At 71.1% G+C, this 13,835-nt stretch carries 15 protein-coding genes; 7 read left to right on the top strand and 8 right to left on the bottom strand.

Going from position 1 to position 13,835, the window contains the following annotated elements; translation table 11 throughout:
* Positions 1 to 102: 102 nt before the first annotated feature.
* Positions 103 to 1,506, bottom strand: a complete 1,404-nt coding sequence (locus BFF76_RS11610; RefSeq protein ID WP_065848149.1) for a metallophosphoesterase — start codon at positions 1,504 to 1,506, stop codon at positions 103 to 105.
* 54 nt (positions 1,507 to 1,560) lie between these two features.
* The gene (locus BFF76_RS33685) at positions 1,561 to 1,806 is read right to left on the bottom strand and encodes an SCO4848 family membrane protein (RefSeq protein ID WP_031096590.1); all 246 of its coding nucleotides are present in this window, start codon (positions 1,804 to 1,806) and stop codon (positions 1,561 to 1,563) included.
* Positions 1,807 to 1,927: 121 nt separating this feature from the next.
* On the opposite strand from BFF76_RS33685, the gene BFF76_RS11620 reads away from it, so the two are divergent.
* Positions 1,928 to 3,175, top strand: coding sequence for a D-alanyl-D-alanine carboxypeptidase family protein (locus BFF76_RS11620; RefSeq protein WP_053930315.1), 1,248 nt, complete (start codon positions 1,928 to 1,930; stop codon positions 3,173 to 3,175).
* Here BFF76_RS11620 and BFF76_RS11625 read toward each other — a convergent pair.
* On the bottom strand, positions 3,123 to 4,082 hold the full coding sequence (locus BFF76_RS11625) for a YihY/virulence factor BrkB family protein (RefSeq protein WP_053930408.1): 960 nt from the start codon (positions 4,080 to 4,082) through the stop codon (positions 3,123 to 3,125). The genes BFF76_RS11620 and BFF76_RS11625 overlap by 53 nt on opposite strands.
* Positions 4,083 to 4,395: 313 nt before the next feature.
* On the opposite strand from BFF76_RS11625, the gene BFF76_RS11630 reads away from it, so the two are divergent.
* On the top strand, positions 4,396 to 5,154 hold the full coding sequence (locus BFF76_RS11630) for a decaprenylphospho-beta-D-erythro-pentofuranosid-2-ulose 2-reductase (RefSeq protein WP_031096583.1): 759 nt from the start codon (positions 4,396 to 4,398) through the stop codon (positions 5,152 to 5,154).
* A 23-nt stretch (positions 5,155 to 5,177) separates the two neighbouring features.
* On the opposite strand, the gene BFF76_RS11635 is transcribed toward BFF76_RS11630, so the two are convergent.
* Together BFF76_RS11635 and trpS are read right to left on the bottom strand one after the other, a co-directional pair.
* Positions 5,178 to 5,768 carry a 2'-5' RNA ligase family protein gene (locus tag BFF76_RS11635; RefSeq protein ID WP_031096582.1) on the bottom strand — a complete coding sequence of 197 codons (591 nt, stop codon included), beginning with the start codon at positions 5,766 to 5,768 and terminating at the stop codon, positions 5,178 to 5,180.
* A 90-nt stretch (positions 5,769 to 5,858) separates the two neighbouring features.
* Entirely contained in the window at positions 5,859 to 6,872 is a 1,014-nt protein-coding gene (gene trpS / locus BFF76_RS11640) for a tryptophan--tRNA ligase (RefSeq protein ID WP_065848150.1), read from the bottom strand.
* Positions 6,873 to 6,926: 54 nt separating this feature from the next.
* On the opposite strand from trpS, the gene BFF76_RS11645 reads away from it, so the two are divergent.
* The 3 genes from BFF76_RS11645 to rocD all read left to right on the top strand — a co-directional run bounded on the left by BFF76_RS11645 (position 6,927) and on the right by rocD (position 9,257).
* Positions 6,927 to 7,679, top strand: a complete 753-nt coding sequence (locus BFF76_RS11645; protein WP_381821670.1) for an RNA polymerase sigma factor — start codon at positions 6,927 to 6,929, stop codon at positions 7,677 to 7,679.
* Positions 7,651 to 7,926 (top strand): hypothetical protein, encoded by a 276-nt coding sequence (locus BFF76_RS31230; protein WP_141695589.1) that lies wholly within the window; start codon positions 7,651 to 7,653, stop codon positions 7,924 to 7,926. Before BFF76_RS11645 ends, BFF76_RS31230 begins: the two co-directional genes overlap by 29 nt.
* A 128-nt stretch (positions 7,927 to 8,054) precedes the next feature.
* Entirely contained in the window at positions 8,055 to 9,257 is a 1,203-nt protein-coding gene (gene rocD / locus BFF76_RS11655; RefSeq protein ID WP_065848152.1) for an ornithine--oxo-acid transaminase, read from the top strand.
* Between the two features lie 117 nt (positions 9,258 to 9,374).
* Here rocD and BFF76_RS11660 read toward each other — a convergent pair whose 3' ends face one another.
* The 3 genes from BFF76_RS11660 to pdxR form a co-directional block, all read right to left on the bottom strand.
* On the bottom strand, positions 9,375 to 10,562 hold the full coding sequence (locus tag BFF76_RS11660; RefSeq protein WP_031096572.1) for a glutathionylspermidine synthase family protein: 1,188 nt from the start codon (positions 10,560 to 10,562) through the stop codon (positions 9,375 to 9,377).
* A gap of 7 nt (positions 10,563 to 10,569) precedes the next feature.
* Entirely contained in the window at positions 10,570 to 10,845 is a 276-nt protein-coding gene (locus BFF76_RS11665) for a hypothetical protein (RefSeq protein ID WP_053930313.1), read from the bottom strand.
* A 131-nt stretch (positions 10,846 to 10,976) separates the two neighbouring features.
* Positions 10,977 to 12,377: a MocR-like pyridoxine biosynthesis transcription factor PdxR gene (gene pdxR / locus BFF76_RS11670; RefSeq protein ID WP_065848153.1), complete on the bottom strand. Its 1,401-nt coding sequence runs from the start codon at positions 12,375 to 12,377 to the stop codon at positions 10,977 to 10,979.
* A 47-nt stretch (positions 12,378 to 12,424) separates the two neighbouring features.
* Between pdxR and BFF76_RS11675 the strand changes: the two genes are divergently transcribed.
* Both BFF76_RS11675 and BFF76_RS11680 read left to right on the top strand, forming a co-directional pair.
* Positions 12,425 to 12,937 carry a carboxymuconolactone decarboxylase family protein gene (locus BFF76_RS11675; protein ID WP_031096570.1) on the top strand — a complete coding sequence of 171 codons (513 nt, stop codon included), beginning with the start codon at positions 12,425 to 12,427 and terminating at the stop codon, positions 12,935 to 12,937.
* A 134-nt stretch (positions 12,938 to 13,071) separates the two neighbouring features.
* Positions 13,072 to 13,809, top strand: a complete 738-nt coding sequence (locus BFF76_RS11680; RefSeq protein WP_031096568.1) for an isocitrate lyase/PEP mutase family protein — start codon at positions 13,072 to 13,074, stop codon at positions 13,807 to 13,809.
* Positions 13,810 to 13,835 lie beyond the last annotated feature (26 nt).

Genomic DNA, 13,835 nt, shown 5'->3' on the forward strand with positions numbered 1-13,835 from the left:
ACGCGTGCACAGAGAGGCACATCACCGCCGCATGTTCGCCCTCACCCAATCACACGATATTCACATTTGGAAGGCCAGGAAGGACGTTCACAGGTTTCGGAGTCAGGCCTGCGGGGAAGCGAGTTCCACCACGGTGATGTCGGAGGGGGCACCGACGCGCACGGGCGGCCCCCAGGCCCCCGCGCCACGCGAGACGTACAGCTGCGTGTCGCCGTAGCGTTCGAGCCCGGCGACGGTCGGGTTGGCGAGTCCGGCCACCAGGTTCCCGGGCCAGAGCTGGCCCCCGTGGGTATGCCCGGAGAGCTGGAGACCGACGCCGTACTCGACGGCGTCATCGATGACGACGGGCTGGTGCGCGAGGAGGACGGACGCCCGGCTGCGGTCACGGTCGCCGAGTGCGCGGGCGAAGTCGGGGCCCTGGCCCTCGCTCTCACCGGCGATGTCGTTGACTCCGGCGAGGTCGAAGCCGGCGATCTCGACGCGGGCGTTCTCCAGCGGATGCAGACCCAGCTCGCGTACGTGACTGACCCATTCGGCGGCGCCGGAGAAATACTCGTGGTTGCCGGTGACGAAGTAGCTGCCGTGGCGGGCCTCGATCCCGGCGAGGGGCTCGGCGGCGGTACCGAGATCGGCGACGGATCCGTCGACGAGGTCTCCGACCACGGCGACCAGGTCCGGCCCGGTGGCATTGATCGCGTCGACGATCCGCCGCGTGTGGGCGCGGCCGAGGATGGGGCCGAGGTGGATGTCGCTGACCACGGCGATACGGAAGCCGTGGGCGGAGCGCGGCAGCCCGGCGAGCGGGATGGTGATCCGCTTGGTGCTGGGGCCGCGCAGCACCCCGTAGGTGCCGTAACCGACCGTGCCGAGACCTGCGAGGGCGGCCGCTCCGCCGACGGCGCGGGCGACGAAGAGCCGCCGCGAGGGATCGGCGACCGACGATGCCGGAGTCTCCGGCGGCGCGAGGTCCGTGAGGGCGCTGCCGCCGTCCGCCGGGGAGACGGGTTCGGTCGCTGTCGCGGTGGCCACGTCCGACTGCCGGGCGGCCGTCGCGCTTTCCTGGTCCGCCTGTCCGGCCTGCGCGGCGCGCCCGGCCTGCCTTTCAGCGTGCGCGGTAGCCGTGCCCGGTTGCCCGGACGCGGCAGCCGTGTCCGGTTGCCCGGCAGGGATGGCGGCTGCTCCGGCCCGGCGGGCGAGCATCCGGCGCAGGAGCGGCCTGACGGCCTCTCCCACCAGCAGAGCCAGCGTCAGGTAGAGCAGGGCGGCCAGCCACAGATAGCCCGGCCAGGCCACCACCTGCTGCAGCCAGAAGGGGAAGCCGGCACGGCTGGAGACGAAGGCGCCGACGGTCAGCAGCGGCAGCACGAAGGCCGCGGCGGTGCCCGCACGGCGCGCGAGGCCGCCCTTCCGCGTCGTGTCGCCGATCAGCCGGCGCCACACATACCGGTGTACGGCCGCGAGCAGCGCGAGTACCGCGACCGCCACGACTACGAAGACCACAACCACTTACGCTCCCCCGCTGAAACGATGCTGCCCGGACGGCGACCCGCGCCCGGCGCGTCATCTGCCTTCGTGACGCAAAGCCCTGACACCGCGGAACCCGATGACCCCTACAGCCGTCCCCAGAAGAAACGAGGTGATGGCGAGCAGCAGATGGACCCAGAAGTACGCAGTCGGGTCGCCCGCGTCGTCGAACGCGAGCCCGCTGCCGTCCTTCCAGAGATTCTTGACAAAGGTGACCCAGATGACCCAGCTCCACGCTCCGAAGACGAGCAGGAACCAGGAGACGGGGCGGCTGAGCTTCATGGAATCAGTATCGCCGCCGCCTTCCCCGTCGATCGCCCGGGGTGGGCTGTCCCGGCGGTATGCACGGCGGGTCAGGCCATCCGGGTCCCCATCCTCAGTGACGCCCTGTACGTTTCCGATCGTGCCTGCTCTGAAAAAGACCGTACTGACGGTCCTCTCTGCCGCGTTGTTGTCCGTATCTGCCGTCTGTCCCGCGGGGGCCGCCGACAAGGACAAGACCGAAGACAAACTGCCGAAGCCGACGGGTCCGATGTCGACCGTGGGCGGCGCGCGGCTGGGAGAGATCGGCACCCAGGTGGAGCTGGGGCCGGGCGCCCCGGTCCTGCCGAAGGGCCTCAGCGCGCGGTCGTGGATCGTCGCCGACGCGGAGAACGGGCAGGTGCTCGCCTCGCACAACGCGCACTGGCGGCTGCCCCCCGCATCCACGCTGAAGATGCTTTTCGCCGATACGGTCCTGCCCGCCCTGCAGCCGAAGACCATGACCCATCTGGTGACCGAGGACGAGCTCGCCGACATCGGCGAGGGCAGCAGCCTGGTGGGCGTCAAGGAGGACCACTCCTACACGGTCCACGACCTGTGGCTCGGCGTGTTCCTGCGCTCCGGCAACGACGCGGTGCACGTGCTCTCCGAGATGTACGGCGGTGTGCCCGCGACGGTGGCGGCGATGCAGCGTCACGCCGAGGAGCTCCAGGCCCTGGACACGACGGTCGTCTCCCCCGACGGCTACGACGCACCTCACCAGGTCTCCAGCGCGTACGACCTGACGCTGTTCGCCCGGAGCGGGATGCAGAAGGCGGACTTCCGTGAGTACGCCGCGACGGCGACGGCGAAGTTCCCCGGCGAGCAGAAGAAGGGCAAGAAGCGGAAGAGCTTCGAGATCCAGAACACCAACCGGCTGATCACCGGTGACATCGGGGTGGATCCGTACCAGGGCATCGCGGGCGTCAAGAACGGCTACACCACCCACGCGGGCAACACCTTCACGGGGATCGCCGAACGCGACGGGAAGGTGCTGCTGGTGACGGTCATGAACCCGTCGGCCGAGGAGAGCCACGCCGTCTACAAGGAGGCCGCGAACCTGCTCGACTGGGGCTTCTCCGCCGAAGGCAAGGTGACCCCGGTCGGTGAGCTGGTGCCGCCGAAGTCCGCCGTGGCCGCCAAGGGCTCCGAACCGGCGGCGGGCGCCGACAAGGCCGAGAAGGAGAAGCACGCCGCCGCAGCGACCGCGGCAGCACCGGCCGGCTCCGGCGGGGCCTGGACCGCCCTGTCGGTCGTCGGCGGGGTGCTGGCGGTCCTGGCGGCCGGAGTGTTCCTGGTCAACCGCCGCTGGCCGCTGCCCGACCTGGTGCGTCGCCTCCCCCGTCGCTGACGTCCACGCCCTCCCCGTCCACCGCGCCCTTCTCCTCGCCCGTGACCTTCTCCTCGCCCTTGCTCGGCGTCGCCGTCCAGGCGGCGCAGACGAGGAGAAGCTTCGCGCTGAAGTTGATCCAGAGGAGGAGCGCGATGGGCACGCCGAAGGCGCCGTACATGCTCTTGGAGGCGACGTCCCGGATATAGCTGCCGAGCAGCAGCTTGAGCAGTTCAAAGCCGACCGCGCCGACCAGGCCCGCCACGATCAGCCGCCGCCGCGGCGGCTCCACCCCGGGCAGCAGGGTCAGCAGGTAGAGCAGGATCAGGAAGTCGGCGAAGACCGCCACGGCCACGGCGGCCACCTGGAGCAGCACCCCGCCCACGCCGTTCCCGGCGATGCCCAGCCGGTCGGCCGTCCAGCCGATGGCCGTGGAGGCGCCGGTGGACACGGCGAGTGTCACGAGCGCCGCTCCGCCGAGCCCGAGCAGCAGACCGGCGTCCTTGAGCTTGCGGACGACCGGATTGCCCTCGTCCGCGTCGTCCCTCTCCCACACCGCGCGCAGGCAGTCCCGCATCGATCCGATCCAGCCGATGCCGGTGAAGAGCAGCAGCACACCGGCGACGATTCCCACCGTGCCCGCATGGGCCACGAGGTTGTCGATGCCGAGCTGGTCCGAGATGCCGGGGACCTGGTCGGCGAGCTTGTCCTCGATCTTGTCGAGCTGCTCGGGTGTGAGCAGCGCGGCGCCGATGGCGGCCCCGACCGCGATCAGCGGGAAGAGCGCCAGGAAGCTGAGGAAGGTGATCGCCGCGGCGAGCCTGGTCCAGTGGACCCGGTCCAGCGTCTCGTAGGAACGCCAGGCGTGCGTCTCCATCAGCCGTGCGACGAACGGCCCGATGACGGGAAGGTTCTTCAGCCAGTCCATGACGTACGCGTACCCTTCCCGGCGCCGAAAACCGATGTGCGGGACCTCCCGGATCATCGGTCACCCATTTCGGTGAGTCATTTAACGAATCCCTCAAAAGGGTTTTCACGGGCGATACCGTCACGATCATGTCTGTCGGCACGGTGTCCTCGTCCGGCTGGGGCCTCCCTGTCCGGCGCATGAGTCCCTGTCCGGCGCATCAGTCCCTGTCCGGCGCAGAGCCTCTCCCTCCGGCCCGGCGCGCCGTCCCGCGCTCCTGTCCCGCGCCGCCCGTGCCGCCGTACCTCTCAGTCATCCCGCTAGGAGTTATCCCGTGAAGGACGCCTTCGGTGCCCCGCAGTCCCTGCTCGTCCTCGGCGGTACCTCGGAGATCGGCCTGGCGACGGCGCGGCGGCTGATCGCGCGCCGTACCAGGACCGTCCGGCTGGCCGGAAGGCCCTCGCCCGCCCTGGAACGGGCCGCGGCCGACCTGCGTGAGCTGGGCGCCGACGTCCGTACCGTCGCCTTCGACGCGCTCGACCCCGGTTCCCACGAGGAAGCGCTCGGGAAGCTCTTCGCCGAGGACGACATCGACATGGTGCTGCTGGCCTTCGGCGTCCTGGGCGACCAGGCGCGCGACGAGGAGGAGCCCCTCTCCGCGGTGCGGGTCGCGCAGACCAACTACACGGGGGCGGTCTCCGCCGGCCTGGTGTGCGCCGGCGCCCTCCAGGCCCAGGGCCACGGATCGCTGGTGGTGCTCTCCTCGGTGGCCGGCGAGCGCGCCCGGCGCGCCGACTTCATCTACGGCTCCAGCAAGGCGGGGCTGGACGCCTTCGCCCAGGGGCTCGGCGACGCGCTGCACGGCACGGGGGTGCACGTGATGGTCGTACGCCCCGGCTTCGTACGGTCGCGGATGACGGCGGGGCGCGAGGAGGCACCGCTGGCCACGACCCCCGGGGCGGTCGCCGACGCGATCGTCACGGGGCTGGGGCGGCGCTCGGAGACGGTGTGGGTGCCCGGGGCGCTGCGGGTGGTGATGTCGGCGCTGCGGCACGTGCCCCGTCCGCTGTTCCGACGACTGCCGGTGCGGTAGGCCGGCTCAGGACGGTGCCGGGCTCAGGGGCGCAGGGACCGCTGGTCCGTGGAGCTTCCGCCCTGGGCCGGTACGGCGGGGGCGCTGCCGCCTCCGCCGAACGGGAACTCGTTGATCTTGCGCCAGACACCGTCCGCGCCCTGTTCGTACAGCGCGAAGGAACCGCAGGTCCAGGCCGCCTCGTACGACGACAGCTCCTGGTACGCGCGGTCCATTGCCTCCTCCGCGATGCCGTGCGCCACGGTGACGTGCGGGTGGTACGGGAACTGCAGCTCGCGCACCAGTGGCCCGGAAGCCTCCCGGACCCGCTTCTGCAGCCAGGAGCAGGCCGAGGCGCCCTCGACGACCTGGACGTAGACGACCGGCGAGAGCGGACGGAAGGTGCCCGTGCCGGACAGCCGCATCGGGAAGGGGCGGCCGGCCGTGGCGATCTGGGAGAGGTGGGTCTCGACCGCCGGCAGGTCGGCCGCCTCCGCCTCGGTCGGCGGAAGAAGGGTGACGTGGGTGGGGATGCCGTACGCGGCAGGGTCCCCGAAGCTCGCGCGCCGCTCCTGGAGCAGGCTGCCGTAAGGCTCCGGGACCGCGATCGAAACGCCAAGCGTTACGGTCCCCACATCGTTCTCCTCAATCCTCGAACGTCGTTCTTCGGTCGTGCCGACGTCAGTGTGGCCCCTTCGGCCGTGGTCTCGCCAGGGTCCTTGGACTCAGCGCTTCGCGGGCAGAAGGCCCATCCGGTCGTACGTCTGGGCGAGCGTCTCGGCCGCGACGGTCCTGGCCTTCTCCGCTCCCTTGGCCAGGAGGGCGTCCAGGGTCTCCGGGTCGTCCAGATACTGCTGGGTGCGGGTCCGGAACGGGGTGACGAACTCCACCATGACCTCGGCGAGGTCGGTCTTGAGCGCGCCGTAGCCCTTGCCCTCGTACTTCTGTTCCAGGTCGGTGACCGCGGTACCGGTGAGGGTGGAGCAGATGCTCAGCAGATTGCTGACACCGGGCTTCTTCTCCGGGTCGTAGCGGATCACGGTGTCCGTGTCGGTCACCGCGCTCCTGACCTTCTTGGCGGTCACCTTCGGGTCGTCGAGGAGGTTGATCAGGCCCTTCGGCGTGGACGCCGACTTGCTCATCTTGATCGCCGGATCCTGGAGGTCGAAGATCTTCCCCGTCTCCTTGAGGATGTACGGCGCCGGGACGGTGAACGTCTGGCCGAAACGGCCGTTGAAACGCTCGGCGAGGTCCCGGGTGAGCTCGATGTGCTGGCGCTGGTCCTCGCCGACCGGGACCTGGTCGGCCTGGTACAGCAGGATGTCGGCGACCTGGAGGACCGGATACGTGAAGAGGCCCACGGTCGCCCGGTCGGCACCCTGCCTGGCGGACTTGTCCTTGAACTGCGTCATGCGGGACGCCTCGCCGAAACCGGTGAGGCAGTTCATGATCCAGCCGAGCTGGGCGTGTTCGGGGACGTGGCTCTGGACGAAGAGCGTGCACCGCTCCGGGTCGAGCCCGGCCGCCAGCAACTGGGCGACGGCGAGACGGGTGTTGGCCCGGAGTTCCTTCGGGTCCTGCGGCACGGTGATCGCATGCAGGTCCACGACCATGTAGAAGGCGTCGTGGGACTCCTGCAGCGCCACCCACTGGCGGACCGCACCGAGATAGTTGCCGAGGTGGAACGAGCCTGCGGTGGGCTGGATTCCGGAGAGCACGCGGAGTCGATCAGAGGCCATGAAGTCATTGTCTCAGGTGCGGAACCGATCTCCGGCAACCGGTGTAGGAAACATGTGAGGACGCGGGAAGCGGCATTGCAGCCGGGCCTGGAGGAGGGCCGCAGCATCGATGACGGGGGCGGGAGCAGTGTCGTAGGGCGAGCCGGAGGGCTGCCCGCAGGCCGTGACGACAGCGAGGCGGAGGTGATCGCTCGTGTGCGCGCCGGAGATGCGGAGGCATACGCGCAGCTCGTGCGCACCCATACCGGGGTCGCGCTGCGGGCGGCGGTCGCCTTCGGAGCGGGGGCGGACGCGGAGGACGTGGTGCAGTGCGCCTTCTTCAAGGCGTACCAGGCGCTGGGGCGTTTCCAGGACGGTGCGCCCTTCCGGCCGTGGCTGCTGCGCATCGTGATGAATGAGACGAGAAACACGGTGCGCTCGGCAGGCCGTGTGCGGGCGGTGGCGGACCGTGAGGCCTTTTCCCGGGGTGCGGATCCGGTGATACCCGATGCGGCGGACCCGGCCGTGGCAGCCCTCGCCCGGGAACGCAGGACGCTGCTGACCGCCGCCCTGGAGGAGCTGAGCGAGGAGCAGCGCCAGGTGGTGACCTGCCGCTATCTCCTGGAGATAAACGAGGCGGAGACGGCTCAGGCCCTCGGCTGGCCACGGGGGACGGTGAAGTCCCGGCTGAACCGCGCGCTGAGGAAGCTGGAGCGGCGGCTCGGCGGCCAGCTGGGTCCGGAGCGGGATGAGCGGGATGAGCGGGGCAAGCGGGATGAGCGGGAAGGGGGTGGAGACGGTGCCAGGAAGAACGACGGACGGTGTTGACCCGGAGCGTCCTGGGCTGCCGGAGGACGGGCGGCGGGAGCGGCTGCGGGCGGAGCTGATGGCGCTGCGCGAGGGGCTGGACGTGCCGGACACCGACGGCGCGACGATGGCCGAGCGGGTCCTGGCGCAGATCCTCGCGGAAGCGGTACCCAAGCCCGTGCGAGGGCCCACGGGAGGAATGAAGCGGGCCCGCGCGTGGTGGCCGGGCCGGAAGGGCTGCGCGCGCTCTTCAGGGCGCTCGCTCTGACGGGCGGACCGCGCGTGGACGACGGCCGCGAGGCGCGCCGCACGCGGGAGGTTTCCCCGTGCCGGATCCGACCGACGATACAAAGTGGGCACAACCCCCGCCCACGCCGCACGACGAACGGAGACCCCGTGTCGACCACGGAAACCGCCATCGCCTCCGCCGAGGCGCACAGCGCGCACAACTACCACCCGTTGCCGGTCGTCGTCGCCTCGGCGGACGGCGCCTGGATGACCGATGTCGAGGGACGCCGTTACCTCGACATGCTGGCCGGCTATTCGGCGCTCAACTTCGGGCACGGCAACCGGCGGCTGATCGACGCGGCCAAGGCCCAGCTCGAACGCGTGACGCTGACCTCGCGCGCCTTTCACCACGACCGGTTCGCCGACTTCTGTACGCAGCTCGCCGAGCTCTGCGGCATGGAGATGGTCCTCCCCATGAACACCGGGGCGGAGGCCGTGGAGACGGCGGTGAAGACTGCCCGCAAATGGGGCTACCGGGTCAAGGGCGTCCCGGACGGAATGGCGAAGATCATTGTCGCCGCCGACAACTTCCACGGCAGGACGACGACGATCATCAGCTTCTCCACGGACCACGAGGCGCGGGCGGATTTCGGTCCGTACACGCCGGGGTTCGAGATCGTGCCGTACGGGGACCTCACCGCGCTCGCCGAGGCGATGACGGAGAACACCGTCGCGGTGCTGATGGAGCCGATCCAGGGCGAGGCCGGCGTGCTGGTCCCGCCGCCGGGATATCTCGCCGGGGTGCGGCAGATGACCCGGGAGCGGAACGTCCTGTTCATCGCGGACGAGATCCAGTCGGGACTGGGCCGTACGGGCCGGACCTTCGCGTGTGAGCACGAGCATGTCGTGCCCGACATGTATGTGCTGGGCAAGGCGCTGGGCGGTGGTGTCGTGCCCGTCTCGGCCGTCGTGTCCTCGGCAGCGATCCTCGGTGTCTACCGGCCGGGCGAGCACGGGTCCACGTTCGGGGGGAACCCGCTGGCCTGCGCGGTCGCTCTGGAGGTGGTCGCGATGCTGCGCACCGGCGAGTTCCAGCAACGTGCCACGGAGCTGGGCGACCATCTCCACCACGAGCTGGGGCTGCTGACCGGCGGCGCGGTGCAGGCCGTGCGGGGACGGGGCCTGTGGGCGGGGGTCGACATCTCTCCGGCACTCGGTACGGGCCGGGAGATCTCGGAGAAGCTGATGGACCGCGGGGTGCTGGTCAAGGACACCCACGGCTCCACGGTCAGGATCGCCCCGCCCCTGGTGATCAGTAAGGAGGACCTGGACTGGGGCCTGGACCAGCTCCGCGGCGTACTGGCCAGCTGATTCCCAGCTGAATCCCCGTCCGGCTGCACTGTCCGGCTGCATCCCTGTCCAGCTGAACCCGGCCGCCTGAACCCCCGGCCGACGGAACCCGGGCCGACGCGGGCGCCGGGCGGGGGCTCAGAGGATGACGTGGGGCAGGAAGCGGGCGTACTCGTCCGTGATCAGCCCCGCCGATTCCCGTATGCCGAGCCCGGCCGCCTCGTCTCCGACCACCCAGGCGCCGAGCACCACACGGTTGCCCGCGAAGTCGGGCAGGGGTGCAAGCTCCTGGTAGCAGCAGGGTTCGTCGCGCCGGACCGGAGCGCTGCCCGGTTCGTGGACGGTGACCCCGGCGCCCTCCCGGCCGAGCAGCGGCTTGGCGACGTAACCCGCTCCGTCGGCCCCGGCCAGGTCCCGGGGGCCGTCGAGATAGGCGGGGAGGAGGTTCGGGTGGTCCGGGTACAGCTCCCAGAGGACGGCAAGCAGCGCCTTGTTGGAGAGGAGCATCTTCCAGGCGGGTTCGATCCAGCAGGTGGTGCCGGTGCCCCCGCCGTTGTCGAGGGTGGCCAGCACGTGCGGCCCGAAGCGGTCCGTCGTCAGCCATTCCCACGGGTACAGCTTGAAGCAGCTGCGGATGAAGCGGAGCCGCTCGTCGACGAAGCGGCCGGACAGCTTGTCCCAGCCGATCCGCTCGACGGAGAGCGCCTCGGTGTCGATCCCGGCCTGCGCGGCGGTCTCCCGCAGATACGCCACCGTCATCAGGTCCTCGCCCAGCTCGTCGCCGTCGGAGTGGGCGAAGTGCAGGGGGCCCGGCGGCAGCAGCGGAGCCTGTCGCTTCCACGCGTCGACGAGGCGCTCGTGCAGGGAGTTCCACTGGTCGGCCCCGGGGAAGCGGTCCTCCATCCAGAACCACTGGGGGCTGGCGGCCTCCACGAGCGAGGTTGGGGTGTCCGCGTTGTACTCCAGCATCTTGGCCGGCCCGGTTCCGTCGTACCGCAGGTCGAACCTGCCGTACAGGGACGGGAGTTCGGCACGGCGCCGCCAGGACTCGGCGATCAGGCCCGCCAGCCGGGGGTCCGTGATGCCGAGATCGGCGAAGCGGTCGTGCTCGACGATGTGCGCGGCGGCCGCCAGGCACATCGCGTGGAGCTCCTCCACGACCTCTTCCAGCGCCTCCACCTCGGGCAGCGAGAAGACGTAGTAGGCGCTCTCGTCCCAGTACGGGCGCAGGGATCCGTCGGGGTACCGGGTCAGGGGGTAGATCAGCCCCTGCTCCTCGACGGTCTCCTGCCAGCCGGGACGCGGTTCCGTGGTGCGGCGTTCCATGAAGGTCTCAGCCGCCGCTGGAGCCGGAGGAGCCGAATCCGTCGCGTTCGACCGCCGACTTGTTGAAACTGCCGCCGGACATCCGGTTGTTGTGGCTGCTGCCGCCGTAGTAGTAGGTACCGCTGCCGCTGCTGTCCTCGCACTCGTAGCTCGGCAGGATCTCCTGGGTCACCGGGTCGACGCACCTCTCGTCCGGTTCCGAACTGCACGCGGTCAGCGTTGCCGCGAGCACTCCCATGCCGCCGAGCACGACGGTGCTCGACCTCAGCTTGCGCCTGTTCATGTTCTGTTCTCCCCCGTCGTGCCCACGAGCCGGTGTCAGCCCACCGGCGAACTGCCAGTCAGATTAGATGCACGGCCCTCTCGACTGAAACCCGGTGCCGTCCGCTCCCCCGCACGTCCCGGAGTCCCCGTCTACGGGAGCACCCGGCAGAGCGCGTCCAGCGCCCCTGCCCAGCCGCTCTCCGACGGGGTGCCGTAACCGATGACCAGCCCCTCTCGGCCCGGTGCCGCCTCCTGGTGCCGGAAGCGCGAGAGCCGCTCCAGGGCGAGCCCGTGCCAGGCGGCGGCCTGGGCGACCGACTGCTCGGCCCCCTCGGGAAGTTCGAGCACTGCGTGCAGGCCCGCCGCGATGCCGCTCACCCGGACGCCCGGCGCCCGTTCGGCGAGCGCTTGGACGAGCTGGTCGCGGCGGCGCCGGTAGCGCAGCCGCATGGCCCGCACATGCCGGTCGTAGGCCCCGGCCGCGATGAACTCCGCGAGGGTCAGCTGGTCCGGCGCCCCGGACATCCAGTCGAAGCCGCCCTTCGCGTCGCACACCTCGTCCACCAGTCCTTCCGGCAGCACCATCCAGGCCAGCCTCAGCCCGGGCGCCAGAGACTTGCTGGCCGTCCCCATGTAGACGACCCGCTCCGGGTCGAGCCCCTGCAGCGCCCCCACCGGCTGGCGGTCGTAGCGGAACTCGCCGTCGTAGTCGTCCTCGAGGATCAGACCGCCCGAGGAGCGCGCCCAGTCGACCGCCGCGGCCCGCCGGCCGGGATGGAGCGGGACGCCCGTGGGGAACTGGTGGGCGGGGGTCAGCAGCACCGCGCCCACGCCCGGCGTCCGTCCCAGCGCCGCTGTCCTGGCCCCGAGTCCGTCCACCGGGAGGCACGGGGTGCGCAGGCCCGCCTCGGTCAGGAGGTTCCAGTGGATGTCCAGCCCGTACGACTCGACGGCCATCCCGCGCACCTTGTGGCGCCGCAGCACCTTCCCCATCAGCGTGAGGCCGTGGACGAACCCGGAGCAGATCACGATGCGTTCGGGGTCCGCGTACACCCCGCGCGCCCGGGCCAGGTAGTCCGCCAGCACCGTCCGCAGCTCGATACGGCCCCGCGGGTCGTCGTAGCCGAAGGCCGCGTCGGGAGCGGCGGTGAGGGCGCGCCTCGCGGCCTTCAGCCACTCCGCGCGCGGGAAGGACGAGAGGTCCGGTGAACCCGGCATCAGATTGTGGGCGGGCCCCCGGCGGACCTGCCGCCCCCTGGCCCCACGGCCGGCGGGCCCGGGCGGGGTGGCCCGCTGCGCGACCCTGGTCCCGGAACCCTGCCGTGCGGTGAGCCAGCCTTCGGCCACGAGCTCGGCATAGGCGTCGGCCACGGTGTTGCGGGCGATCCCGAGATCAGCGGCGAGCGTCCGGGAGGAGGGCAGCCGGGTGCCGGGCGCCAGCCGTCCGGTGCGGGCCGCCTCCCGCAACGCCTTCGTGAGCCCGCTGCGCAGGCCCGCGCCGACCGGTTCGATATGCAGGTCGGCACCGAAAGCGGCCCAGGAATCCGTCATGGAAATGGACCATACCGCTGCGCCACCCAGCCGTTAGCTTCACAACCATGACCACGCACACGCATCACCGCACGCCCGCCGCCAACGCCCCCGAGCACCCCGCCCGTCTGCAGTGGGCCCAGCTCGCCCCCGACGTCTACAAGGCGATGGTCCGGCTGGACACCGCGTGCCGTAAGGGACTCGACCCGACACTGCTCGAACTGGTGAAGATCCGTGCCTCGCAGCTCAACCGCTGCGCCCTCTGCCTGGACATGCACTCGAAGGACGCCCTCGCCGCGGGCGAGTCCGTCGAGCGGATCATCCAGCTCAGCGCCTGGGAGGAGTCGCAGCACTTCTACACGGAGAAGGAGGTGGCGGCGATCCGGCTGACGGAGGCGGTGACGGTCCTGACCGACGGTTTCGTGCCGGACGAGGTCTACGCGAAGGCCGCCGAGCACTTCGAGGAGGGCGAGCTCGCCCAGCTGATCGCCGCGATCACCGTGATCAACGCGTGGAACCGCTTCGGAGTGACCGCCCGGCTGGCCCCGGGCCACTACACGCCCGGCGACATCAAGCACTGACACCCCCGGTCCGGTGGCCCGCGGCCGAGCCCGAGCCACCGGCCCGGTCCGCCGGGCGACAGGGCGAGGACCGTCCTCGCCCCGCGCCTGCGGATGGCCGCCCGCCCCGCACTTCCTCCCGTTCCGGAGCCCTGATGAACGAGCCCGCGTCCGTCTTCCGCGCCCTGCACCAAGGCCGTGCTCCGGCCGACCCCCTCGTACTGCCCGGCCCGTGGGACGCCACGAGTGCCCGGGTCTTCGAGGACGCCGGGTTCCCCGCCCTGGCCACACCGAGCGCCGGTGTCGCCGCCGCCCTCGGTTACGCGGACGGACGGACACCTGCCGCCGAGATGTTCGCGGCGGTGACCCGGATCGCACGGGCGGTGTCCGTACCGGTGTCGGCGGACGTCGAGGCGGGTTACGGCCTGCCCCCGGCCGAACTCGTCGAGCGCCTCCTGGAAGCCGGAGTGGCCGGCTGCAATCTGGAGGACTCCGCCGGCGGCGTCCTCGTCGACCCGCAGCGGCAGGCCGACAGGCTCGCGGAGGTGCGTGCCGCTGCGGGTGACCGCCTCTTCCTCAACGCGCGCGTCGACACGTACATCCACGGGGACCCGGCCGCCGTGGACGTGGTCGAGGAGACGGTGGCCCGTGCCCGGCTCTACGCCGAAGCCGGCGCGGACTGCGTCTATCCGATCATGGCCCCGGCCGACGGCCTTCCCCGTCTGGCCGGGGCGGTCGCCGTCCCGATCAACGCCCTCGGCACACCCGACGGCCCGTCCGCAGTCCGCCGGCTCGGCGAGCTGGGCGCGGCCCGGATCACCTTCGGCCCCCAGTTGCAGCGCAGGGCCGCGGACGCCGTGCGCGACCTGGCCGCCCGGCTTCTCGGCCGCTGAGCACACGTAGGAGGGCGCCCCCGGCA

Source organism: Streptomyces mutomycini, assembly GCF_001700505.1.
Lineage (GTDB): Bacteria > Actinomycetota > Actinomycetes > Streptomycetales > Streptomycetaceae > Streptomyces > Streptomyces mutomycini.

Excerpts from the sequence above, each read along its gene's own strand:
- BFF76_RS33685 (WP_031096590.1), bottom strand. The coding sequence starts at position 1,806 with ATGAAGCTCAGCCGCCCCGTCTCCTGGTTCCTGCTCGTCTTCGGAGCG.
- BFF76_RS11625 (WP_053930408.1), bottom strand. The coding sequence starts at position 4,082 with ATGGACTGGCTGAAGAACCTTCCCGTCATCGGGCCGTTCGTCGCACGG.
- trpS (WP_065848150.1), bottom strand. The coding sequence starts at position 6,872 with ATGGCCTCTGATCGACTCCGCGTGCTCTCCGGAATCCAGCCCACCGCA.
- BFF76_RS11660 (WP_031096572.1), bottom strand. The coding sequence starts at position 10,562 with ATGGAACGCCGCACCACGGAACCGCGTCCCGGCTGGCAGGAGACCGTC.
- BFF76_RS11665 (WP_053930313.1), bottom strand. The coding sequence starts at position 10,845 with ATGAACAGGCGCAAGCTGAGGTCGAGCACCGTCGTGCTCGGCGGCATG.
- pdxR (WP_065848153.1), bottom strand. The coding sequence starts at position 12,377 with ATGACGGATTCCTGGGCCGCTTTCGGTGCCGACCTGCATATCGAACCG.
- BFF76_RS11675 (WP_031096570.1), top strand. The coding sequence starts at position 12,425 with ATGACCACGCACACGCATCACCGCACGCCCGCCGCCAACGCCCCCGAG.
- BFF76_RS11680 (WP_031096568.1), top strand. The coding sequence starts at position 13,072 with ATGAACGAGCCCGCGTCCGTCTTCCGCGCCCTGCACCAAGGCCGTGCT.